Raw genomic sequence first — 23,907 nt, forward strand, 5'->3', positions numbered from 1 at the left:
GGTGCCCGCCCCGACCTCGGGTCGCCGCGCCCTCGGCGCGGCGACCGGCGCACTGCTCACCGGACTGCTGCTCGCCGGCTGCGGAGGGGACACCGCCGGCACGGCGGCTCCCAGCCCCGGCGGCACCACCGTCGCCGCGGCGAACACCGCGTCCCTGGCCGAGTCCGCGCCCACGAAGATCACCATCTCGAAGATCGGGGTCTCGGCCCCAGTGGGGCGGCTGGGGCTGCGGCCCGACGGGCGCATCGAGGAGCCGCCGCTGAGCCGTCCCAACCTGACCGGCTGGTACAAGGAGGGCCCCACGCCCGGTGAAGTCGGCCCGTCGGTCGTGCTCGGCCACGTCGACGCCAACGGCAAGGCGGCCGTCTTCGCCCGGTTGAAGGACCTCAAGCCCGGCGACCGGATCCAGGTGGGACGCCAGGACGGCTCCACCGCCACGTTCGCCGTGGAGCGTTCGGAGCGCGTGGACAAGAACGCCTTCCCGCACCAGAAGGTCTTCGGTGCGGACCTGGACCACGCGTCCCTCCGGCTGGTGACCTGCGGAGGCGCCTTCGACCGCGCATCCGGCCACTACAAGGACAACCTCATCGTCTACACCCGCCTGGTCACCGCCTGACCCCACCCACCCGAGGGCCTGATCCGTGGCCGCGGATCAGGCCCTCGGGCGTGAACGACGGTTAGACCGGGGACGGGTTGAGGCGGGCGAAGCCCTCTTGCCGCTGGTAGGGGAAGTACGGGTAGGGCGCGGTGAGCGCGCTTGCCGCGTCGAGTCTCGCAATGTGCTCGGGGTCCGGCGTCCAACTCGCGGCGTCCAGGTTCTGGCGGAGTTGCTCCTCGTTGCGGGCTCCGATGATGACGGACGCCACGGTGGGGCGCTGGAGCAACCAGTTGATGGCGATCTGCGGAACGGCCTTGCCGGTCTCGGCCGCGATCTCGTCCAGGACGTCCAGGACCCTGAACAGAACGTCGTCGTCGACGGGCGGCCCGTAGTCGGCCGTCCGATGCAGGCGGCTCTGGGACGGCAGCGGCCGTCCGCGGCGGACCTTGCCCGTGAGCCGTCCCCAGCCGAGCGGGCTCCAGACGAGCGCGCCGACGCCCTGGTCGAGGCCGAGCGGCATCAACTCCCATTCGTAGTCGCGCCCGGCCAGCGAGTAGTAGACCTGGTGGGCGACGTAACGCGGATGCCTGTTCCGGTCGGCGATGGCCAGGGATTTCATCAGCTGCCAACCCGCGAAGTTCGAGACGCCGAGATAGCGGACCTTTCCGGCCTGCACCAGGGCGTCGAGTGCGGCCAGCACTTCCTCGATGGGGGTTCCGGCGTCGAAGGCGTGCAGTTGGAACAGGTCGATGTGGTCGGTCCCGAGCCGGCGCAGGGCGTCCTCGCATGCCTTGATCAGCCGGGAGCGGGCGGATCCCGCGTCGTTGGGGCCGTCGCCCACCGGCAGTCCGGCCTTGGTGGAAAGGATCACCTGGTCGCGGCGGCCCCTGACGGCCTCGCCGAGCACTTCTTCGGACGCTCCCGCGGAGTAGACGTCGGCGGTGTCGAACATCGTGACGCCGGCGTCGAGGCAGATGTCCACCAGGCGGCGCGCCTCCCGTGCGCCGGTGTCGCCCCAGGCGCCGAACAGTTCGCCGCGGCCGCCGAACGTCCCGGCGCCGAAGCTCAGCGCGGGCACCTTGAGCCCGGACGCGCCCAGCCTTCGATATTCCATGATCGACCTTCCTTAATGGAACTATGGTCCCGTTAGATGCACGGTAGCATCAGTCGAGAGCTAACGGAACTGGAGGCCCTTTTGGGTGAGGAGACACGGCCGGGAACGCTCCGGCCCGGTGGGCGCACGGCACAGGTACGCGCCGCGGTACTCCAGGCCGCGGGCGACGCCTTGGCCGAACAGGGCTTCGCCCACTTGGACCTCGCCGAGATCGCGCGTCGCGCGGGCGTGGGCAAGACCACGGTCTACCGCCGCTGGGGATCGGTGCCCGGCCTGGTGGCCGACCTGCTCATGGACATGGCCGAGCAGTCACTGCCACGCGCGCGGACCGGTTCGCTCCTCGGCGACCTGAAGGCCAACTCCCGGCTCGTCCAGCGGACCCTCACCGATCCGCGCCAGGGCATGCTGTTCAAGGCGGTGATCGCGGCGGCCGTGTGCGACGCCCGGACGGCCGAGGCCCTGCACCGCTTCTACGACGCTCGCATCACAGAATGGGCCCCTTGTGTGCAGGAGGCCGTCGACCGGGGGGAACTGCCCACGGGCACCGACCCTCGGGAAGTGATCCGGGCCGTCTCCGCCCCCCTCTACTACCGCCTGCTGGCCAGCGGCGACCCTCTCGACGAGGCCGCCGCCGACCAAGCCGCCGAAGCCGCCACGGCCGCGGCCCGCTCTGGTGCGTACATCACGCCCTGATGTGGTTCGCGTCGCTGCTGTGCGAGGACCGGCCGTGAGGCCGATGCCCGACACCGGTGTGGACACCGGCCCGATGTAAGCCACCGCCGATGCCCACTCCGAACGTGATGCAGATGTTGGGCAGGCCCGGACGGTTTCTGATGGTGGCCTGTGGTTCTTATGGCCTGTCCAGGAGCCTTAGGCACCGTAAAAAACAAGAGCAAGAGAAGGAGAGCTAATGACTAGGTCTCGCGAACAGGCGGAGAGGCTGCAACGCCTCGACAGGAGTGACGAGATCCACCGCCAAGTCCTGGCCGAGGGCGGGTCCGAGGACGAGGCCAGGGAGGAATCCGAGAAGGTCCTCCCGGAGAAGTGACCGGGGCCCTCGTGGCCTCAGAATGAACCGGCGGCCCTCCTCCACGGAGGAGGGCCGCTGTACGCATGCTTCGAGGAGGCGTTCCGAGTCGCCATCGTCGGAGTAGACCACGCGGAACTACAAGGGGTGCGACAGTCGGCCGTGTTCCAGAATGGGCAAGCAAGAGCACGGGGGCGTTCGTCGCTGGACTGCGTGTCTGGACGTTGCATAGTTGGGGCTTGTGGGTGTTGATTGGGTTCGGATGCGGGTTCGGGGAAAGGTTGCTCGCGGGGAGCTTGGTCGGTTGGTCGAGGCTGAGGCGGACGCTTACGCGGCGCTGGGGAACTGGTACGAGGGGGAGTTCGACCATCTGATCGGCGAGACGCGGCCCGGGGGTGCGGTTGGGCTGCGCGAGTTCGTCGAGGTCAATGACGGGCCGGACAACTATCGGCGGGTCATGCTCTTCACGTTGAGTCCGGTGTTTCCGGCTGAGTGGCGGCTGGCTGCGTATCGGAGTTACCTGCCTGATGAGCTGCCCCAGGTGCTGGGGGCGTGGATGTCGCATCTTGAGGCGGTGCGAGAGGGTGCGCATCGTGCTTACCTGCGCGCCTGGTACCGGTATGCGAGCAGCCGGCAACTGGCCGTTGAGTGGTCGGCGCTGCGCGAGCGGGCCCTGGGAACTCGGGGACGGTCCAATGCTTGGGCGGGACGGGCTGAGCTGGTCGACGTGCGCGAGCGGATTCTGGCTCGGCCGGTTCCCGAGGTGGCGCCGGTTCCCTATTGGGACGCCCCTCTGCCCGAGGATGGGACGGCTCCGGATTTCGGTGGGCTCGTGGCGTTGGCGCGGGAGTGGAATTATCGGGTGCCGCGGAATCAGCGTGTTCGTGTGACGGATCCGGAGAGTTTTGACGAGTTTCTCCGGGGCGCGTTGGAATCCGAGGGTCTGGCCGATCTCCTGGGGTGGGTTCGGCGGTCTTGCGATGAGGGTTTCGGGCTGCTGCTGGACTGGTAGTCAGCGGCGGAAGAGGTTGAGGCGCTCCTCGCCTACGCGGTCGCGGAGGGCGTGGTCGGTGACGCCTTCGCCTTCCTTCGGGGTGCCGCACAGGACGGCGACCTTGCCCACGTGCCGGTTCGTCTGGACGGCCCGGGTGGCCGCCCCCGCCTCCTCCAGGGGGAAGACGGTCGAGAGCGTCGGGTGGATCATGCCCAGCGAGATCAGCCGGTTGGTCTCGACGGCCTCGTGGTAGTTGAAGCCGTGCGAGCCGATGATGCTCTTCAGCCGCATCCACAGGAAGCGGTTGTCGTACTCGTGCTTGTAGCCGGTCGAGGAGCCGCAGGTGATGATGGTGCCGCCGCGTTTGGCGACGTACACGGAGGCGCCGAAGGTTTCGCGGCCCAGATATTCGAAGACGATGCCGGGGTCCTCGCCGACCAGGCCGCGGATGGCCTCGCCCAAGACCCGGCCTGCCTTGGGGTGCCGCAGGCCCTGCTCGCCGAGGCCGAGTTCGTTGCGGTTGATGACGTGTTCGCAGCCCTGGGCCTGGACGAGGCCGGCCTTCTCGTCGGAGGAGACGACGGCGACGGGGACGCCGCCGCCGTTCTTGACCAGCTGCGTCGCGAACGACCCCAGGCCCCCGGTGGCGCCCCAGATCAGGACGACGTCGCCCTGCCTCATGCGGGCGCCGTGCCTGCCGACGAGCATCCGGTACGCGGTGGCGGCGCACAGGGTGTTGGAGCCGGCCTCCTCCCAGGTGAGGTGGGCGGGCTTGCGGATGAGCTGGTTGGCCTTGGCGACGCAGAACTCGCCGAGGGCGCCGAAGTTGGTCTCGAAGCCCCAGGCGAGCTGGGACTCGCTCATCATGCCGTCGTCGTAGGAGCCGTGGTCCTCCTCGTCGACGTAGGACGGGGAGAGGACCACGCGGTCGCCGGGCTTCCAGCCCTTCACGCCGGAGCCGCAGCGGACGACGACGCCGGCGGCGTCGGAGCCGAGGATGTGGTACGGCAGGTCGTGCCGGGCGCCGTGCCAGCCCTGCCGGCCGAACTTCTCCAGGAACGCGAAGGTGGGGACCGGCTCGAAGATCGCCGACCACACCGTGTTGAAGTTGATCGCCGCGGCCATCACCGCGACCACGACCTCGTCCGGGGCCAGTTCGGGCATCGCGACCTCGCCCACGTGCAGCGAGCGGCGCACGTCCTTGTCGGCCTGGCCGTCGAAGATGCCGACCTCGTCCTTCAGCGTGTGGGCGGCGCGGAAGGTGGACGGGAGGTCGAGGTCCAGCAGCTCCTGCTCGCCGGCGCCCGCGCGGGCGGCTTCGAGCAGGTCACTGGGATGAGCAGGCTGAGCCATGGGTCTCCTCCGGGAGGGACGGGGTCACGCGGGCGAGCAGGTCCTCCAGGTGCGCGGCCATGAACTCGACGCCGGGCGGGTCGAGCAGGTCGAGGTGGTGCGTCCCGGGAACGGTGACGATCTCCAGGTCGGCGCAGAGGTTCCCGAAGCCGTTGGTGCCGTCCAGGACGTAGCGGGCATCCTGCACCGACCACGGCGTCTCCTCGGGCGCCCGGTAGAGGACGACCCGTCCGCCGTAGGGCGCGGGGCGGTACGCCTCCAGGGAGCGGGTGTCCTGGTGTGCGGTGAGCTGGTGGGTGAGGGCGGCCGGGGGGATGTGCTCGGCGAGCGGTTCCGCCCGTTCCATGAGCAGCGCGAACTGGGACTCCTCGTCCAGGCCGGCCAGCTCGTCATAGGTGAGGCGGACGTCGAGGCCGTAGGTCTGGTTGATGTAGTCGGCGAACGCGGCGAACCGGCGGGCGAGGGTGTCGGACTCGTCCTCGACGGGCCGGGGGAGCCCGGCGTCGAACAGCGCGACCAGTTCGACGTCGCGGCCGGCGGCGGTGAGCCGTCGGGCGGTCTCGTACGCCAGGACGCCGCCGAACGACCAGCCGCCGAGCCGGAAGGCGCCCTCGGGCTGCGCCTCCGCCAGGTGCCGGGCGTAGCGGGCGGCGCGTTCCTCGACCGGCGGCGCGTCCTCGAACCTTTCCAGCCCGAATACGGGCTGGTCGTCGCCCAGGAGCCGGGTGAGGCCGCGGTAGCAGGCGGTGGTGCCGCCCGCGGGATGCGCGATGAAGATCGGGCGGCGGGTGCCGGACGGCTTCAGCGGCCGGACGGTCCGCCGGGCGCCCTCCTCGTCGGCGGCGCGGACGAACCCGGCGACGTGCTCGGCGGTGGGCGTCTCGAACAGCTCGCCGCGGGTGATCTCGCGGCCGAGTTCGGCGGCGACCTGCGCGACGATCCGGTCGGCCTGGTGCGTGCGGCCGCCGAGGTCGGCGTAGAAGTCGGCGGTGACGCCGACCCGGTCGAGGCCGAGGACGTCCTCGAAGAGCCGGACGGCGCGGCGCTCGGCGGCGTCGCGGGGCATGACGTAGCCGGATCCGGCGGTGTCGGCCGGGGGTGCGGCCGTGCCGGACAGGCCCAGCTCGCCGGCCGCCCACTCCTCGAACGCGCCGGCGCTGGCGCCCTGCAGCAGGACGGCGGCGGGCACGGTGAGGCCGAGGTCGTGCTCGACGCCGCTCTTGATCCGTACCGCGACCAGGGAGTCGAGGCCGAGGTCGGTGAGCGGTACGGACGGGTCGAGCCGGTCGGGGGCGAACCCGAGCACGGCGGCGATCCGGTTCCGGACCTGGGCGGCGACCATGCGGCGGGCGGTGGCCTGGTCCAGGTCGGCGAGCGCGGCCATGCCCGGCCAGTCGCCGTTCGTGCCGTTCGCGGCGGCCTCGGTGAGCGAGGCGAAGTACGGGATCCGGCCGATCTCGGGGAACAGGCTCACCGCGGCGGCGGCGTCGAAGCGCAGCACCCCGGTGGCGGGGCGGTCGAAGGCCAGCAGCGCCTCAAGGGCCTCGGCGCCCTCGTCCGGGCTGATCGGGTCGATGACGGCCAGGTCCAGCCCGGCGGCGCCGCCGATCCGGGACCAGGTGCCCCAGTTGATGGTCGTCCCGGCGCGGCCGTGCGCGCGGCGGTACGCGACGAGCGCGTCGATCGCGGCGTTGGCGGCGGCGTAGGCGGCCTGGCCCGGGGAGCCGAGCAGCGCGGCGGCCGAGGAGTGGACGGCGAACCAGTCCAGGCCGGCGTCCCAGGTGGCCGCGCTGAGCCGCCGGGCACCCTCGACCTTGGCGTGCCAGACCCGGTGCAGGTCGTCCGGGCCCAGGTCGGCGATCAGCCGGTCGTCGAGGGCGCCGGCGCCGTGCAGCACGCCGGCCAGCCGCCCGCCGCCCTCCCGGGCCACCGCGATCAGGCGTTCGGCGACGCCGGGTGCGGCGATGTCGCCGAGCACGACCGCGACGTCCGTGCCGCGCTCGCGCAGCCGGGCGATCACCTTCTCGGCGTCGGCGTCCGGGCCGGACCGTCCCGACAGCACGATCCGGCCGGCGCCGCGGGCGGCCAGCAGCTCGGCGGTGACCAGCCCGATGCCGCCGTAACCGCCGCTGATCACGTAAGCGCCGCCGCGGCGGACGATCCGGCGCCGCGCGGTGGAATCCCCGGCGTGCCGTCCGTCCGCAGCGGTCTTCTGCACGGGCGGCACGCCGGGGGGCGCGGGGGCGGACGGGTCGAGCGCGGCGCGGGCGAGCCGGGCGGTGCGGCGGCGGCCGCCGCGCCAGGCGACCTCGCGGGCGTCGCCGTCGCCGAGGATCTCGGTGACCAGGTCGGCCGGGCGGTCGACGTCGACGAGGGTGGCGCGCTGGACGGTCCGTTCGAACGCCAGCACCCGGGTCAGCGCGCCGACGAAGCCCTGCGCGGGCTCGCCCGCCTCGCCGTCCGGGACGGGCAGCACGGCCCGGGTCGCGACCCACAGCCGGGGTCCGTCCGGCAGCGAGCGGCTCACTCCGGCGACGGTGAGGACCAGGTCCTCGTCGACCAGGTCGGCGGGCGGGACGAGGACGACCGCGTCCGGGGGGTCGGCCATCGGCGGGTGCCCGTCCGGTGGCCGCTCGGTGAGGCGGTGCCGGACGACGCGGCGCCCGCGGGCGGCGAGCTCGGCCGCGGTGGCGGCGGCAAGCGCGTCGTCGTCCTCGGCGAGCAGCAGAAACGCGTGGTCGGACCGGGTGGGCTCGGGCGGCTCGGTCTCGTCCCAGACGACCTCGACGAGCTTGTCGCCCAGCGGGACGGGCACGTCGGCGCGCGCGACGCGGCGCAGCACGATCCCGGTGGCCTCGGCCAGAACGGCGCCGTCCGGGCCGAGGAGCCACACCGCCCCGGCAAGGTTCCCGTCGTCCGGTTCGTTCCGGACGACCCGGGCGCGGACATGGCCGCCGCGGTGCGCCGGCCCGTGCACGCGCAGGCTCCCGATCGTCTCGGCCAGCCAGACGCCGGGGCCGCCGTCGAGCGCCTCCGCCTCGGCCGACAGCACCGCCAGGCAGCGGTCGAACACCTCGGGGTGCAGGCGGTAGTGGCGGCTGCCGCGCGCGACGCCGGCGACCTCGGTGGACGCCCCGGCCGGCGGCTCGGCGGACCGGCGCCGATCGGCGCCGACATCGGCACTGGCCAGCCGGACCCAGGCGCCGGCGGGGGTCCGCGCGTGCGTCTCGACGCGCTGCTCGTCCTCGTCGAAGGTGGTCGTGACCACGGTGTGCTCGGCGAGCGCGAGCGGCCGCTCCAGCCACAGGCCGTTGACGCGGACCGCGTCCAGGCCGAGCGCCTCCGCGCCGGCGGCCAGCGCGATCTCGGCGAACGCCGCGACCGGCAGCACCCGCAGGCCGTGCACGCGGGCGCCGGCGGGCCAGTCCCACAGGGCGGCGCCCAGGTCGGCGCGCCAGGCGTGCCGCTCCTCGGCGGGCAGCTCGACGTGCGCGCCGAGCAGCGGGTGCTCGTCGCGGCTCCCGGACGGCCGCCGGGAATGGTCGACCCAGAACCGCTCGTGCCGCCACGGCGCCGGCGGCACGTCGATCACCGCGCCGCCGTCGGCGGGCGCCGCGACCGGCACGCCGTGCGCGGCGAGGGCGCCGAGCCGGGCGTGGAAGGTCAGGGAGTCGTCGGTCTCCCGGCCCTTGGGGGCGCGCTTGAGCGTGTGGGTGACGAACGCGCCGGTGCCCTCCAGGGTCTCCGCGAGGCCGTGCGCGAGGATCGGGTGCGCGTTGACCTCGATGAACGTCCGGAAGCCGTCCTCGGCGGCGGCGGCGACCGCGCCGGTGAGGCGGACCGGGTTGCGCAGGTTCGCGGCCCAGTACGCGGCGTCCGGCCGGGCACCGCCGTCGAGGGCGCGCGGGTCGTCCAGGGCGGTGGTGTAGAGGCGGATGCCCGCGGTGAGCGGGGTACCCGGTTCGGTCCCGACCCCGTCCAGCTCCGCGCGCAGGTCCGGCAGCAGCGGGTCCACTTGCGGGGAGTGCCCGGCGCCCTCGGCCTTCACCATGCGCGCCAGCCGGCCCTCCGCCTCGGCCCGCCCGACCACCGTCGCGATCTGGTCGGCGTCGCCCGTGACGACCGTCTGCCGCGGCGACGAGTGCACGGCGGCGTACACCTCGGGCAGGTCGTGCGCCAGCCGCGCGACCTCCTCGGCGGACGCGCCCAGCACGGCCATCGCCCCGCCGCCGACCAGCCGGTCCAGCAGCCGCGAACGCCGGCAGATGACCCGCACGCCGTCCTCGACGGTCAGCGCGCCCGCAACGACCGCCGCCGCGGCCTCGCCCATCGAGTGCCCGATCACCGCGCCCGGCGTCACCCCGTACGACCACAGGGTGCGGGCCAGCGCGACCTGCACGCCGAACAGCACCGGCATCGTCTCCACCGGGCCGCCGGGCTCGTCGCCGCGCTCCAGGATCGTCCAGAGTGGCGGGCCGCCCTCGTCCTGGAACAGCGTGTCGAGGTCGTCGATCGCCTCGGCGAACGCGGGCTCCTCCTCCAGCAGCCGCCGCGCCATGCCCGGACGCTGCGCGCCGTACCCGGAGAACACCCACACGGGACGGCCGGGCGCGCCCAGCGCGGTCCCGGTGACGACGGCCGGGTGCGGGCGGCCCTCCGCGAGTGCCAGGAGACCGTCCACCAAGGCGGCCCGGTCGCGGGCGGCGACGGCGGCGCGTGCCCGGCCGCGGGCGGCGCGGCGGTGCAGCGTGACGGCCAGATCGGACAGCCGCACGTCGTCATTCTCGGCGAGCCAGCGGGCCAGCAGCCCGGCATGGTCGCGGACGCGCTCGTCGTCGACGTCCGACAGCGGGAACGCGCGGACCGCCGCCGGATCGTCACCGGCCTTCCCCGGCGGCGCCTCCTCCAGGACGACATGCGCGTTCGTCCCGCCGAACCCGAAACCCGACACGCCCGCGCGGGCAGGACGGCCGCGGTCGGGCCAGGGCGTCTCCTCCGCCACCACCGACAGCCGCAGCTCCTCGAACGGGATGTGCGGGTTCGGCTCCTTGTAGTGGACGCTCGGCGGGATCGTCCGGTGGTGCAGCGCCAGCACGGTCTTGATCAGCCCGGCGATGCCCGCCGCCGACTCCATGTGCCCGAGGTTGGACTTGGCCGAGCCGAGCAGCAGCGGCGCGCCGGCGTCGCGTCCCGAGCCCGCGCCCAGCACCTCGCCGACCGCCTTCGCCTCGATCGGGTCGCCCAGCAGCGTGCCCGTGCCGTGCGCCTCCACGTAGTCGACCTCGCGCGGATCGACCCCGGCGGCGGCGTACACCTCGCGCAGCAGCGTCTTCTGCGCGTCGGAACTGGGCGCGACCAGCCCGTTGGAACGGCCGTCGGAGTTGACGCCCGAACCGCGGATCACGGCCAGCACGCGGTCGCCGTCGCGCAGCGCGTCCGGCAGCCGCTTGAGGACCACGGCACCGCAGCCCTCTGCCCGCACCATCCCGTCGGCGGACGCGTCGAACGCCTTGCAGCGGCCGTCGGCGGCGGTGCCCCCGGCACGGTCGAACGTCATCGTGATCGTCGGCGACAGCAGCAGGTTCACGCCCCCGGCCAGCGCCACGTCCGCCTCGCCGCGGCGCAGCGCCTGCACCGCCAGATGCGCGGCGACCAGCGACGACGAGCACGCGGTGTCCACGATCATGCTGGGCCCGCGCAGGTCCAGCAGGTACGACAGCCGGTTGGCGATGATGCTGAGCGCGGCGCCGGTCGCGGTGAACGCCTCCAGCGCCACCGGGTCGGACGCGGTGAAGGCCGCGTACTCGGGCGCCGACACGCCCACGAACACGCCGGTGCGGCTGCCGCGCAACGCCGCCGGGGCCAGGCCGGCGTGCTCGAACGCCTCCCAGGCCACCTCCAGCACCAGGCGCTGCTGCGGATCCATGACCGCCGCCTCGCGCGGCGTGATGCCGAAGAAGCGCGCGTCGAACGCGGCCACGTCGTCCAGGAAGCCGCCGAGCCGGGTGGTGCGGGCCAGCAGGTCGCCGACCTCGGGCGAGCCGTCGTCGAAGGCGTCCCAGCGGCCCTCGGGGACGTCCCGGATCGCGTCGCCGGAGCCGGTGAGGAACCGCCAGTAGTCGCCGGGGCCGGTCAGGTCGCGGTCGCCGCCCGGAAAGCGGCAGCCGATCCCGACGACGGCGACGGGCTCGCCGTCCCGGTACGCGCCGCCAGTGGTGGCGGGCACCGCCGTGGCCGCGGGAGCGCTCGCGGCGGGCTTGCCCGCGGCGAGCTCGGCCAGCGCGACGGAGAGCTTGCCGATCGTCGGGTACTCCCAGACGAGGGTGGCCGGGAGCGCGCGGCCGAGCATCCGCTCCAGCCCGCCGGCGACGGCCACCGCGTCCCGGGAGCCGAGCCCGAACTCCTCCAGCGGGCGGTCCGGGTCGATCTCGGCGGCGGTGATCCCGGCGCGGCGCGCGATCTCCTCGATCAGGTGCCGGCGAATCGCGTCCTCGCTGATCCGCGTCTGGTCCCGCGCATCGTGCGCGGCTCCGGAACGATCGTTGCTCTGCATGCGTGCGGCTCCTCCTGCGAAACGAGGATCGAAACCAAGCAAGCGTTCGGCGGAGGGACCACTTTGTCCCAGGCCGACCGGCTCACGATGCGCACGCAGACCACTTTTCTCAGCGACGGCTTGTCACGGTGATGACAAGACTCAGAAGTAAGCAATGTGGCCTGATGGGGTGGTCGAGGATCCCGCGAAATGGCCGGAGACCGTGACAGAACGCGAGCGAAAAGTAACCCCGCACTGAGCACCGGCGAGCAGTTACGGCGAGCGGACGAGCCCACTCACGAATAGGGGGGGAGCGGCGAATTCCAGCACCGGGCGGAACGCGCCGCGCGAACAGGTGACCCGGGGCCGATACGGATGGGCGCTGACGGTGGTCGCCATCAGCGCGTTCATGATCACCATGGACAACACGGTGGTCGCCAACGCGCTGCCCACCATGATCCGCGAGCTCGGCATGTCGAACTCGGCCAAGGACTGGGTGGCCACCGGCTACATTCTGATGTTCTCCTGCCTGATGATCGCCGGCGGCCGGCTCACCGACGTGTACGGCTGCCGCGTCACCTTCACCACCGGCATGGCGGTCTTCACCACCGCGTCCGCGGTGTGCGGGCTGGCCCCGGACGACATGGTGCTGATCCTCGCCCGGATCGTGCAGGGCGCCGGCGCCGCCCTGGCGCTGCCCGCCTCCCTCGTCATGGTCACCGTCGGGCGCACCGACAAGCAGCGCTCGGTCGGCACGATCGTGTGGGTGGGCGCCGCGTCCGCCGCCACCGCGCTCGGCCCCGCCATCGGCGGGCTCATCGTCTCGCACTGGCACTGGGGCTGGATCTTCCTGATCAACATCCCGGCCGGGATCCTGGTGATCGCGCTCGGCACCGCGGTGCTGACGGCCGAGGCCCCGAACACCTCGGCGCGCGTCGACCTGCCCGGCGTCCTCATCTCCGCGACCATGGTGTTCGCGCTGGCCTACGGCCTGGAGTCCGGACGCAAGCACGGCTGGACCGACCCGTCGGTACTCAGCGTCTTCGCGCTGGCCGCCATCGCGCTGCCGTGCTTCGTCGTGGTGGAGGCCTGGGCCCCCGACCCGATGATGAACCTGCGGTTCTTCCGCAACCGGGTGTTCGTCGGCGGGCTGCTGTCGCAGATGCTCTGGGGCATCGGCTTCAACGGCATGGTCTTCTACTCGGCGACGTTCCTGCAGACCTACCTGGGCTTCTCCCCGCCCAAGGCCGGCCTGGTCATGTTCCCCTCGGCGATCGCGGTCCTGGTGATGACACCCGTCGCGTTCTGGCTGGCCGCCAGGGCCGGACCGCGCACCGCCATCGGCGGCGGGATGGCGGCGATGGCCTTCGGCATGGTGCTGTTCTCCATGCTGCGCCGAGACGACGGCTTCGCCGACCTGATGCCCGGCGTCCTCGTCGTCGGGATCGGCGCGGCCATGTGCATGCCGCTGGCGATGTACGTGCTCAAGGCCGTGCCCGACGAGCAGGCCGGGCTGGCCGGCGGCATCCTCAACGTGATCCGCGAGGTGTCCGGGGCGTTCGGAATCGCGATCATCGGGCTGCTGATCCACGAGGTGCCCCGGCAGGACGCCTCCGCCGCCGAACTGGAGGCGTTCCGGCAGGGCACCGCCTCCGGCCTCATCATCGGCGCCGCCCTGGTCCTGATCGGCGGCGTCATCAGCGCGATGACGCTGCCCGCCCGCCGACCCCCCACCGCTCCGGAGGGCACAGCCGGGGCGCCGCAGCCCGCCGCGCCCGAACCCGCCCCGCCCGCGCCGCACCATACGGATCTCCTCGGCTCTTTCCGCAACCCTTGGGAGGGACTGGCCGTGACCACCTCGGGTCCTGCCTACACCGGGCCGCCCCGCTACCCCGCCTACCCCGCCGACTCCCCGCCCCCTGCCGACCAGCCGTCCCGCGAGACTCGTTCCGAGCCGCCGACCGTCAAGCACACGCTTGCGCCGCACGAGGAAGGGCGCAGCGACGACAGCGCGTGGCACCCCCCGCCCCCGCCGAAGGGCTGGTACCAGCCGTACGTGCCTGAGGATTCCCATTGACCAGAGGTCGCGTGAGTCGAACGGTCGTCATCATCGCGGCGGGTTCCCGGGGCGACATCCAGCCGTGCGTGGCACTCGCCCAGGCCATGGTGTCGTCCAGGGGCGACCACGTACGGCTGGTCGCCAGCGGACGGTACGCCTCGATGGCGACGAAGCCTGGGATCGAGCTTGCGCCGCTAACAGCCGACCCCACCGAAATCCTCGATTCGGAAGCCGGTCAAGAGCTTCTGGCCGGAGGACGCAACCCGATCAAGTTCCTAGGCGGATTCAGGCGAATCCTGGGACCGATGGCCGAGCGCCTCCTCACCGAGTGCCTGGACGCCTGCAAAGGGGCCGACCTCATCATCGGCCCCACGTTGGGCATGCTTCCCCAGCATCTGGGTGAGCACCTGGGCGTCCCGTGGGCGCTCGTCCACTTCCAGCCGAGCCACCCGACCGGGGCGTTCCCGCACCCGTTCGTCCCGCACACACGGTTCCTGGGAACGTGGGGCAACCGGCTCGGGTTCCTGGCCATCGACCAGATCGCATGGCAGCTCTCCCGGCCGTTCATCAACCCGTGGCGGCGCGACGTTTTAGGCCTGCACCCGCTCTCCTTACGAGGCCCCTTGCAGGACATCCGCCGCAAGGGACACCCAGTGCTGGCAGCCTTCAGCCAAGCTGTCGTCCCACGGCCTCGGGACTGGCCGCAGTACGTGCACCTGACCGGCTACTGGTTCCTCGACGAACCCGACTGGGAACCGCCCTCCGTCCTGGCCGACTTCCTGGGCTCAGGCCCGCCACCGGTGTATGTGGGGTTCGGCAGCATGCGCCCTAAGGACCCAGAGGCGACCGGCCGCATGGTTCGTGCGGCACTACGGAAGGCGGGGGTCCGGGGGATCGTGCAAGGTGCCGCTACTGGAACGTCCGACGACGACGTGCTCGCCGTGCGGGACGTACCGCATGCCTGGCTGTTCCCTCGAATGGCTGCGGTCGTCCACCACGGAGGGGCGGGAACAACCAGTGCAGGGCTGCGCGCCGGCGTTCCAACGGTCGTCTGCCCATTCTTCGGTGACCAGCCGTACTGGGGCGAACGGATCGCGGCCCTTAGCGCGGGCCCGGCACCGCTGCCGTTCCGCGAGATGAATCCGCACCGCTTGGCGCACGCCATACGGCAAGCCGTTCAGACACCCGCGATAGCCGACCGTGCCGCCGCGCTAGGACGCCGCATCGCCGCAGAGGACGGCACCGCACGCGCCTGCGCCATCCTCGACAACCTCACGTAGGACCTGTTTCGACGTGGCCTCAAGTACGGCGCGAGCGCGCTACCTGGCCGGTGATGCGATGCCGAAGGCAAGCCTCACCGGCCAGATCGCGAAGCGATGTGTGCGCTCGCACCAAGCACGGTCAGGGTGCGAGCCGCCAGGCGAGCACCCTGGGCCGGGATTGAATAAACACAGCCCGCCAGGCGAGCACCCTGGGCCGGGACTACGAAGACACAGCGCCGAGGGTCTTCATCATCACCGGCCAAGCGGTGTGCATCTCCCGCTTCCAGTACGGCCAGGCGTGCCTGCCGTCGCCGTAGATGTGCGCGGTGACCGGAACCCCCACCTGCTTCGCCCGCGCGGCGAACTCCCGCACCGTCGGGCCGATCGCCCGCTCGCTCAGGTAGCCGACGTCCCAGGGAGCGACGTTCGGCGAGTCCAGCGGACCGCGCCGGCCCGTGGTGCCGGACGAGACGTACAGGCGCGTGCCCTTCATCCTGGGCAGCAGCTTGATGGGGTCGTGCGCGTCCCAGTTGGCCTTGTCGATCCAGGGCAGGCCCCAGATCGCGTACGGGTCGTTGCCGTTGCCGCTGTTGGTGTACATCAGCAGCGACGGGATGCCGGGGGAGCTCATGGAGAGAATGCCGCTGAAGCACGCCGCGTACCGGAACATGCCCGGCGCCCTGCCCGCGTACGTGCACGCCCCCTGCGCACCGGACGAGATGCCCATCGCGGCCCGGGAACCGCCCGCGTGATAATTGCGCTCGACCAGCTGGCGCACCTCACGCAAATGGAAGTCCTCCCATCGGGGAGTGCCGCCCTTACCGCTGTTCCACCAGTTCGTGTACGAGCCGTTAGCCCCTTCGGGCATCACCACCATGACGCCCCACTTGCGGGACAGCGCTTCGATATCGGTGCTGTTCTTACGCGTCCACGACGTGTAATTGTCGTTGCCTCCGTGGTATGCGTACACCACGGGCCAACTCTGGTTCGAGTTGGACTTCCAGCCCTTCGGCAATAGCACCCGAACGTTCTGGGAACTGCCCAGGGCCGGGGACTTGACCGTGAAGTCGAAGGCCGTCTTCCCCTTGTTCAGCCAGCGGTACCCGGTGATGCTCGCGCCGTTGTCGGCCTTCTTGAACCCGACGGTCGCGCCGGCCGGAACGGCGGCCAGCGGCACCGCCGCCGCCCCCACCGCCGCGACGGCCAGCACCGCCCCGCCGCGCCTCGCGACCCGGCTGCGTGCGTCAGTTGACATGCTCACCCTTCACTGTCTCTCCAGCGCCACCCCGAACCGTCGGGGCCGGGGACTATCTCGCGCTTGCTGATGCTGTTGCGTTGTGGTCTAGGCTGCGGCTGCCCATTCGCCCACGGCGCCCAGGGAGCGCTCTGCCCTTCCCCCTGGGGCCGGGGCTCGTCCGGCGGCCTGAACGTCACGTCCGAGTCGCCCTGCTCCTCAGGCACGGGCTTTTTCCATTGGAGCGCGTACGGAACGGGTGACGGTGCTGCCTTGGGCGCGGTCGACGGGACGCCGTGTTCCCTCAGGTCCATGCGGGCGTGGAGCCCGGCCAGCGGGCGCGGGAGCCACCAGTTGGCGGCGCCCATGAAGCGCATGGTGGCCGGTACGAGCAGCGAGCGCACCAGCAGCGCGTCCACGACCACGGCGACGAACATGCCGACGCCGATGAGCTTCACGACCGTGATCCCGGCCGTGCTGAACGCGCCGATGACGACGAGGAAGAGCAGCGCCGCGCTGGTGATGATGCCGCCGGTGCGCTGCATGCCGACGGCGACCGCGGCGCGGTTGTCGCGAGTGCGGTCCCACTCCTCGCGGATCCGGCTGAGCAGGAAGACCTCGTAGTCCATGGACAGGCCGAACACCACGGCCAAGATGAGGATCATGCTAGTGGCCTCGACCCCGCCGGTCGGGGTGAAATCCAGCAGGCCCGCCAGGTGCCCGTACTGGAAGCCCCACACGATCGCGCCGAACGAGGCGCCGATGGACAGCACGTTCATCACGATCGCCTTGAGCGGCAGCACCACCGAGCCGAAGAACAAGAACAGCAGCACGAACGTGACGATGCCGACGGCGGTCGCCATCACCGGCAGCGTGCGCGTGAGGCTGGACATCAGGTCCATCTGCGCGGCCGTGCCGCCCCCGACGTCGATGTGCATCGGGTAGCCGTCCTTGGACAGGTCCATCGCGCGGACGCGCTTGACGAGGTCCTGTGCCTGCGGGGCCATCGGCCGGTACCGGTGCGTGATGGAGATGCGCACGCCGCCGTAGGTTCCGGAGTATCCGGTGAACTTGGCGTCGGTGACGCCCGGCAGCGCGGCGAGCCGCTTGCGGAAGCGCTCCAGGTACGGCGGGATGTTGTCGCCCGCGCGGGCGGGCCGCCAGTTGCGCGGGACGAGGTCACCGGACACGACCACGTCGATCGGCTCGGCGGAGCCGTTGGGGAAGTCGCGCTGGACGGTCTCCACCACACCGCGGGTCGCGCTGTCCTTGGGCAGCACGCGCGCGTCGACGCTGCTGAACTGCACGTTGAGGAACGGTCCGAACAGCACCCCGAGGATGACCAGCACGACAGCGAAGTACGGCAAGGGATGCTTCATGACGCTGTGGCCGAGCCGGTACCAGAAGCCGCTGTCGGGGTCTCGCCGCGCGCGCTTGGCACCGGGCCGCCGCCACGGCATGCGGCCGCCCTCGACCTTGGGGCCGAGGACGGCGAGGAGGGCCGGGAGCAGGACGGTCGCGCCGAACACCGCCACCATCACGGTGGCGATGCCGGCCAGGCCGATGGTGCGCAGGAACAGCTGCGGGAACAGCAGCAGGCCGCCGAGTGCCGCAGAGACGGTGACGCCGGAGACGACGATCGTGCGGCCCGCGGTGCTCATCGTGCGGGCGAGGGCGTCCCGCCGCACCGGGTCGAGAGCGCGCCTGTACGCCTTCCGGTCCGCCCTGCGTTCCTTGCGGTCGGCGAGGCGTTTCCAGGGCTTGCCCTGCGGCAGGCCCTTGGCCTCCATGCCGCGCGCCAGCTCCTCCCGGAAACGGGACACGATGAACAGCGAATAGTCGATCGCGAGGCCGACGCCCATCATCGTGACGACCTCGAGGGCGAACGAGGTCACGCCCGTGACATAGGTGACCGCGTGCAGCACCGCCAGCCCGCCCACGATGGAGAACAGCGCCACCACCTGCGGCAGCAGCGAGGCCACCAGCGCCCCGAACAGGATGATCAACAGTGCCAGCAGCGGCACCGCGGTGATCGTCTCGGCCCGGACGATGTCGGCCACCACCTGCTCGCCGAACTCCACGCCCAGCGGGACGTTGCCGCCCAGCTCGGTCCGGAGGCCGGGCGCCTCCAGCCGCTTCTCGATCGCCCGAAAGGCGGCCAGCTTGGCGGCGTCGTCCTCGCCCCGCAGCTTGATCGCCACGAAGGTCTTGCGCCGGTCGCGGCTGGCGAACGGCGCCGCGTCCTCGGCGTCGAACGACCAGTACGAGATCAGCTCGGCCACCTGCTGCCTGGGCAGCCGCGCCACCGTGGTGATCACCGCGCCCATGTAGCGCGGGTCGTCCACCGTCATCGTGTCGCTGCTGTAGAGGACCATCACATCGGGGTCGGTGCTGCCGAAGTAGCTCGCGCCCAGCTTGGCGACCAGCGTCGAGGACGCCTTGGGGTCCTCGAACCCGCCCTGCGCGAACTTGTCGAACACGCCCAGGCCCCACACCCCCGCGCCGGCGGTCAGCAGCAGGATCAGGACGAGGCCGGACCAGCGCCGTCGGTGGATGAGACGCCCCAGCCCGGCGAGCATGATCCTCCGCTTCAGCCGCGCCCGGCCAGCCGGCCCGCGCTGGCGGGCAGCTCCCCGTCCAGATACCTGCGCCGGGTCGCGGCGCGGGCGATCTTGCCGCTGGAGGTACGCGCCACCGAGCCCGGCTCCACCACCACGAAGTCCTGGACGCTCAACTCGTGCTCGACGGCCACCGCCGCCCGCACCGCCGACTCCACCTCCGCCAGATCCAGCCGCGCCAGCGGGACGCGGCGGTTGCGCTCGGCCACCAGCACCAGCCGCTCGGTGCCCTCGCCCGGCACCGCGAACGCGGCCACGTGGTCGGGCCGCACCGCCTGGTGCGCCTCCTGCACGGTCAGCTCGATGTCCTGCGGGTAGTGGTTGCGGCCGTCCACGATGATGAGGTCCTTCATCCGGCCCGTGACGTACAGCTCGTCCTCGTGGACCACGCCGTAGTCGCCGGTCCGCAACCACGGCCCGGCCGGGAGGACGCCCGCGTCGGCCAGTTCGGCGCCGAACACCTCCTGGCTGCGCTCGGTGTTGCGCCAGTAGCCGCGCGCGGTGTTGGGGCCGTGCACCCAGATCTCCCCGACCAGGCTGTCGGGCTGCTCGATCCGCGTCTCCGGATCGACGATCGCCACGTACTGCCCGACCGGACGCCCGCACGACACCAGCGGCCCGGACCGCTCGTCCCCCGCCGCGCACGCCCGCAGCAGGCCCCGCGCCAGCGCCTCGCGGTCCACCGTCACGATCTTCGGCGGGACGTCCTGCGCGGCGGCGGCCACGAACACCGTCGCCTCCGCCAGCCCGTACCCCGGCGCCTGCGCGCCGGGCCGCAGCCCGGCCGGCGCGAACGCGTCCGCGAACGCCGACAGCGTCGCCGGACGGATCGGCTCCGCCCCGTTCAGGCACGTCACCAGACCGCTCAGATCCAGCTCCGCCACCCGCTCCGGGACGGCCGTGGACGCCACGTACTCGTAGGCGAAGTTCGGCCCGGCCGTATAGACGTTCTTGTTCGGCCTTGACGCGATCAGCTCGACCCACCGCATCGGGTTCATGATGAACGAGACCGGATCGGTGTAGATCGCGTGATCGCCGCGCACCATCGGCAGCGCCATCGTCGCGATCAGCCCCATGTCGTGGAACAGCGGCAGCCAGCTCACCAGCTCCGGATGCGGCCCGTCCGGCGACCAGGCCGCCCAAAGCTGCGCCGCGTTCGCCGTGACGTTCCCGTGCGTGATCTCCACCCCGGCCGGGCGGCGGGTCGAACCCGAGGTGTACTGCAGGTACGCCAGATCGTCGAAGCCGATCGGCCCGCCCCGCCAGAACTCGGCCAGGCCCTCGTCGATCCCGTCCGCGAACATGATCTCCCGGGGCCGCGGCACGTCATGGTCGGCCAGGAACTTCTCCACATGCGGCAACGCGCCGCGGGACGTGACGATCAGCACGGGCTCGGCGTCGGTGTACGCGCCGATCAGCCGGTCGGCGTGCCCCGGCAGATCGGGGGAGAACAGCGGCACCGCCACCACCCGCGCGTACATCGCCCCGAGCATCGTCATCATGTACTCGAGGGTCTGCGGCAGCAGCAGCGCGACCCGTTCACCGGGCCCGGCCTTCTGCCGCAGCCGCGCCGCCGTGGCCCGGGCCCGCCGGTCCACTTCGGCCCAGGTCGCGGTGATCTCCGTCCCCGCGGGGTCCAGCGAGAAGTCGACGAAGGTGAAGGCGGGCGCGTCCGGCCGCTCCGCGGCCCAGCGGCCGACCCGCTCGATCAGCGGGGTACGGCCGGGGCCGCCGGGCTGGAGTTCGGGAAGCAGCGAGCCCAGTGCCATTGGTCCACTCCTGGCCTGAACGGTTCGACCGTGCAGCGTGAAGCTACCGGATGGTAGAACGCGAAGGCATCGGTCCAGACGCACATTCGGTCCGCGTCGCTTTATCACGACGGTGACAACCGGCCACGTCAGCGCTCTCGCGAAAGGCGCACCAGGGCCAAGCGGCGCCGCACCAGCAGGAGGCAGGTCAGCAGCCACAGCAGGGTGGCCTCGGTGACCAGCACAGCGGCGACCAGCGATGCCCAATTCCGTTGCTCGTCCTCCTGCAAGGACGGAGCGACCAGCTTCATGGCGCTGCCGCCCGTGGCCGGCCGCGACGCCACCGAAGGCGGAGGCACCAGCGAGGGCGCCGGCGGCAACGTCGGCGACACCGGCCCCAACGGCTCCTGCGGAGAGACGACCGGGAACTTCCCAGCAGGCGCCGCCCCATTCTCCAAACCCCCGCCTTGCACGGCCTTAGGCGGACCCCCACCTCCCTCGGGCCGCGGCGACTCGAAACCCTGCGGCCCCTGAGGAACCTGGGGCGGCTTACCAGCAAGCGGCGGCTTGACTACCGGCGAGTCAGGGACGTGCGGCGGGTTGGCACCGTGCGGCGCCTGAACAATATGCGGCGCCTTCGGCACGTACGGCGGCTTAGGAAGGTGGGGCGGCTTCGCAGCATGCGGCGGGTTGGCACCGTGCGGCGATTGAGCAATATGCGGCGGCTTCGGCGCGTACGGCGGTCCGACTGCATGCGGCACCTGAGGGAAGTGCGGTGGGTTAACTACATACGGCGGCTCAGGGATGTGCGGCGGCTTCGCCGCATGCCACGGGTTTGCACCGTGAGGCGCTCGAGGAATATGGGGCGGCTTCGCCACGTACGGCCACGCAGGTACGTCCGGCGGGTTAGCTCCATGCGGCACCTGAGCAACATGGGACGGCTTCGCCCCACGCGGCTCTTGAGGAATATGGGGCGGCTTCGGCCCACGCACCCCCTGAGACACCCGGAGCAGCTTCGCCACGTACGGCCACGCAGGAACGCGCGGCGGGTTAGCCCCATGCGGCGCCTGAACAACATGGGACGGCTTCGCCCCACGCGCCCCCTGAGAAACCTGAGGCGGCTTCGCTACGTACGGCCCCTCAGGAACGTGCGGCGCGTTAGCTCCATGCGGCACCTGAACAACATGGGACGGCTTCGCCCCACGCGGCCCTTGAGAAACCTGGGGCGGCTTCGCCACGTACGGCGGCGACTGAACAGCATGCGGCGTCTGAGGAGCTTGGGGCGGTCTGACCGCGTACGACGACTCAGGGACGTGCGGCTGCTTTGCAGCATGGGGTGGGGTCTGAGGCAGGTGGGGTGGTTCTAGGAGCTTTGATGGTGGGGCCACACCGCGTGGTGTCTTCGGTGCTGCGTGGGTCCACGGAACCGACATCGGCGGGCGCTGGGGACGGGGTGGCATCGCAGGTGGCTTGGGGGGCGACTCGAGCCTGGAAGGTCCGCCACGCGACTTCTGTCGGGGCTGGACCAGGAGGTGTGTTTTCTGAGGGACGTTGTCCGCGGCGAGGGTGGCCACGATGGCGGGGGGCCGTCGCGAGTGGGTGGCGACGTGGAGCGTGCGGGTTGCCCTGACGGTGCCCAAAGTGCAGCGCATGTCGGGACGGCACTGTGCCGGGCGGTGTTTCCAGATGACGGCGCCCTCGGGCGCCAAGCGCAGGGTGACACCTCTGGCCGCACCGCCCCTGGCGCGTATGCGGAAGGTGTAGGTGTGGGTTCCGCCTCGTTCTGTGGACGTGTATGAGGCCGACAGCCGTACCGGACCGCTGGCCAAGGCGGACGGGGCCGGGATGGTGAGGAGGGCCGTGCACGCCGCGGTGGCCCCGATGCGCTGGACGCTGCTCACGCGACCCCCCGTTGGCACTCGCTTCCCCTCTCACGGGGAACCGTCCGTAGGGAGTATTACCACTCGACCACGGAGCGTAATCATTGTGGTACGGCGGCGTCTTTCGCTAAGCGCGGGGCCTCGCTGAGTGAGCTTTCGTCAAGCGAAATCAAAACTCCGTAGAATGTGGGGATCGCGACGAGGGGAGGGGCCTGTGGCGGAGGCCGTACGGTCGCTGGAGCGTGCCTTCGAGCTGCTGGAGCATCTGGCGGACGCCGGGGGCGAGATGGCGCTCTCGGAGCTTACCGAGGTGTCCGGGTTGCCGATGCCGACCATCTACCGGCTGATGCGGACGCTGGTCAACCGCGGCTACGTCCGCCAGGAGCCGTCCAAGCGGTACGCGCTGGGCCCGCGGCTGATCAGGCTGGGCGAGAGTGCGGGCCGGCTGCTCGGGTCGTGGGCGCGTCCGGCGCTGACCCGGCTCGTGGACGAGGTGGGCGAGACCGCCAACATGGCGGTGCTGGAGGGCGACGAGGCGGTCTACGTCGCGCAGGTCCCGTCCCGGCATTCGATGCGGATGTTCACCGAGGTGGGACGGAGGGTGCGGCCCCACTGCACGGGCGTCGGCAAGGCGCTGCTGGCCCAGCTGCCCGAGGCGCGCGTCCGGCAGATCCTGGAGCGGACCGGGATGGAGCCGCAGACGCCCAAGACCTTCACCGATCCGGAGGCGCTGCTGGCCGAGCTGGGGCGGATCAGGGAGCGGGGCTACGCGGTGGACGACGAGGAGCAGGAGATCGGGGTCCGCTGCGTCGCCGTCCCGCTGCTCGGGGCGCCGATGCTGACCGCGTTGTCGGTGTCGGGGCCGTCGGCGCGGATGACCGGGGAGACGGTGAACGGTGTCGTGCCGGTCATGCGCGAGATCGCCGGGCGGTTCGCCGGTGAGCTGCGCCCCGCGGGCGACGGCGGTCCCGTCAGCCGATGACGTCGCCTGCGACGACGTCGGGACGGCCGCCGCGTTCCCACTTGACGTAGTCGCCCGCGGAGCGGACGAGGACGGTGGCCAGCCACAGGGCCACTCCGGTGTCGTCGGCGACGCCGAGCGGCACCAGGACGTCGGGGACGGCGTCCAGCGGCGACAGGATGTAGACCAGGCCCACCGCGAGCATGCCGAGCGTCTTGAACGACAGGCCCTTGTACTGCCCGCGCAGCGCCGACTTCAGCATGCGCGGGACGGCGCGCACGCGCTCGCCCATGCGCGGCGCGTCGGCCTCGAGGGTTTCGCTGTAGATGTTCCAGGCCTGCCCGGCGGCGGCAGCGCTACGCTTCCGGTCCACGGGTTCTCCTCTTCGAACGTTGAGGCGGACGCGCCCCCGCGACGCCCACGTTCATGTACGACGCAGCGGAGGCCCGGGTTGTTCCCTTCCACAAGGACCGAAATGCCTCGTTTGATGTCTTCGTAGTCGGTTGTCAGACTTCCTGCCTGCCCCG

General features: G+C 71.7%; 15 protein-coding genes. 7 read left to right on the plus strand and 8 right to left on the minus strand.

Translation table 11 applies throughout. The features are described 5' to 3' along the window. Position 1 precedes the first annotated feature (1 nt). Positions 2-616 carry a class F sortase gene (locus ABD340_RS33575; protein ID WP_344594505.1) on the plus strand — a complete coding sequence of 205 codons (615 nt, stop codon included), beginning with the start codon at positions 2-4 and terminating at the stop codon, positions 614-616. Positions 617-677: 61 nt separating this feature from the next. On the opposite strand, the gene ABD340_RS33580 is transcribed toward ABD340_RS33575, so the two are convergent. Continuing rightward, positions 678-1,712 (minus strand): aldo/keto reductase, encoded by a 1,035-nt coding sequence (locus ABD340_RS33580; protein ID WP_344594506.1) that lies wholly within the window; start codon positions 1,710-1,712, stop codon positions 678-680. 81 nt (positions 1,713-1,793) lie between these two features. Here ABD340_RS33580 and ABD340_RS33585 point away from each other — a divergent pair, with 81 nt between their 5' ends. From ABD340_RS33585 to ABD340_RS33595, 3 genes are all read left to right on the plus strand, one after another. Further along, the gene (locus tag ABD340_RS33585; RefSeq protein WP_344594508.1) at positions 1,794-2,405 is read left to right on the plus strand and encodes a TetR/AcrR family transcriptional regulator; all 612 of its coding nucleotides are present in this window, start codon (positions 1,794-1,796) and stop codon (positions 2,403-2,405) included. Positions 2,406-2,622: 217 nt separating this feature from the next. Then, positions 2,623-2,760, plus strand: coding sequence for a hypothetical protein (locus ABD340_RS33590; RefSeq protein WP_344594510.1), 138 nt, complete (start codon positions 2,623-2,625; stop codon positions 2,758-2,760). A gap of 283 nt (positions 2,761-3,043) precedes the next feature. Then, a complete protein-coding gene (locus tag ABD340_RS33595) occupies positions 3,044-3,751 on the plus strand; it encodes a hypothetical protein (RefSeq protein WP_344594512.1) in 708 nt (235 codons plus the stop codon). Here ABD340_RS33595 and ccrA read toward each other — a convergent pair whose 3' ends face one another. Then, positions 3,752-5,086 (minus strand): crotonyl-CoA carboxylase/reductase, encoded by a 1,335-nt coding sequence (gene ccrA / locus ABD340_RS33600; protein ID WP_344594513.1) that lies wholly within the window; start codon positions 5,084-5,086, stop codon positions 3,752-3,754. After that, on the minus strand, positions 5,061-11,639 hold the full coding sequence (locus tag ABD340_RS33605; RefSeq protein ID WP_344594516.1) for an SDR family NAD(P)-dependent oxidoreductase: 6,579 nt from the start codon (positions 11,637-11,639) through the stop codon (positions 5,061-5,063). Before ABD340_RS33605 ends, ccrA begins: the two co-directional genes overlap by 26 nt. 397 nt (positions 11,640-12,036) lie before the next feature. Here ABD340_RS33605 and ABD340_RS33610 point away from each other — a divergent pair, with 397 nt between their 5' ends. Both ABD340_RS33610 and ABD340_RS33615 read left to right on the plus strand, forming a co-directional pair. Beyond that, on the plus strand, positions 12,037-13,695 hold the full coding sequence (locus ABD340_RS33610) for an MFS transporter (RefSeq protein ID WP_425547502.1): 1,659 nt from the start codon (positions 12,037-12,039) through the stop codon (positions 13,693-13,695). A gap of 11 nt (positions 13,696-13,706) precedes the next feature. Further along, positions 13,707-14,957: a glycosyltransferase gene (locus ABD340_RS33615; RefSeq protein WP_344594519.1), complete on the plus strand. Its 1,251-nt coding sequence runs from the start codon at positions 13,707-13,709 to the stop codon at positions 14,955-14,957. Between the two features lie 202 nt (positions 14,958-15,159). Here the strand turns inward: ABD340_RS33615 and ABD340_RS33620 are convergent, their stop codons facing one another. The 4 genes from ABD340_RS33620 to ABD340_RS33635 all read right to left on the minus strand — a co-directional run bounded on the left by ABD340_RS33620 (position 15,160) and on the right by ABD340_RS33635 (position 20,931). Continuing rightward, on the minus strand, positions 15,160-16,194 hold the full coding sequence (locus tag ABD340_RS33620; protein ID WP_344594521.1) for an alpha/beta hydrolase: 1,035 nt from the start codon (positions 16,192-16,194) through the stop codon (positions 15,160-15,162). 2 nt (positions 16,195-16,196) lie between these two features. Next, entirely contained in the window at positions 16,197-18,752 is a 2,556-nt protein-coding gene (locus tag ABD340_RS33625) for an MMPL family transporter (RefSeq protein ID WP_344594522.1), read from the minus strand. An 11-nt stretch (positions 18,753-18,763) separates the two neighbouring features. Next, positions 18,764-20,560 carry a fatty acyl-AMP ligase gene (locus ABD340_RS33630; RefSeq protein ID WP_344594523.1) on the minus strand — a complete coding sequence of 599 codons (1,797 nt, stop codon included), beginning with the start codon at positions 20,558-20,560 and terminating at the stop codon, positions 18,764-18,766. Positions 20,561-20,688: 128 nt separating this feature from the next. Next, complete coding sequence (locus tag ABD340_RS33635) at positions 20,689-20,931, minus strand: hypothetical protein (protein ID WP_344594524.1); 243 nt, start codon at positions 20,929-20,931, stop codon at positions 20,689-20,691. A gap of 1,702 nt (positions 20,932-22,633) precedes the next feature. Here ABD340_RS33635 and ABD340_RS33640 point away from each other — a divergent pair. Next, positions 22,634-23,401 carry an IclR family transcriptional regulator gene (locus ABD340_RS33640; protein ID WP_344594525.1) on the plus strand — a complete coding sequence of 256 codons (768 nt, stop codon included), beginning with the start codon at positions 22,634-22,636 and terminating at the stop codon, positions 23,399-23,401. Here ABD340_RS33640 and ABD340_RS33645 read toward each other — a convergent pair. Beyond that, positions 23,391-23,753 (minus strand): YkvA family protein, encoded by a 363-nt coding sequence (locus ABD340_RS33645; RefSeq protein ID WP_344594526.1) that lies wholly within the window; start codon positions 23,751-23,753, stop codon positions 23,391-23,393. The two genes, ABD340_RS33640 and ABD340_RS33645, sit on opposite strands and share 11 nt — an antisense overlap. Between the last annotated feature and the right edge of the window lie 154 nt (positions 23,754-23,907).

Origin of the sequence: Actinomadura vinacea (assembly GCF_039532545.1) — a bacterium.
GTDB lineage: Bacteria > Actinomycetota > Actinomycetes > Streptosporangiales > Streptosporangiaceae > Spirillospora > Spirillospora vinacea.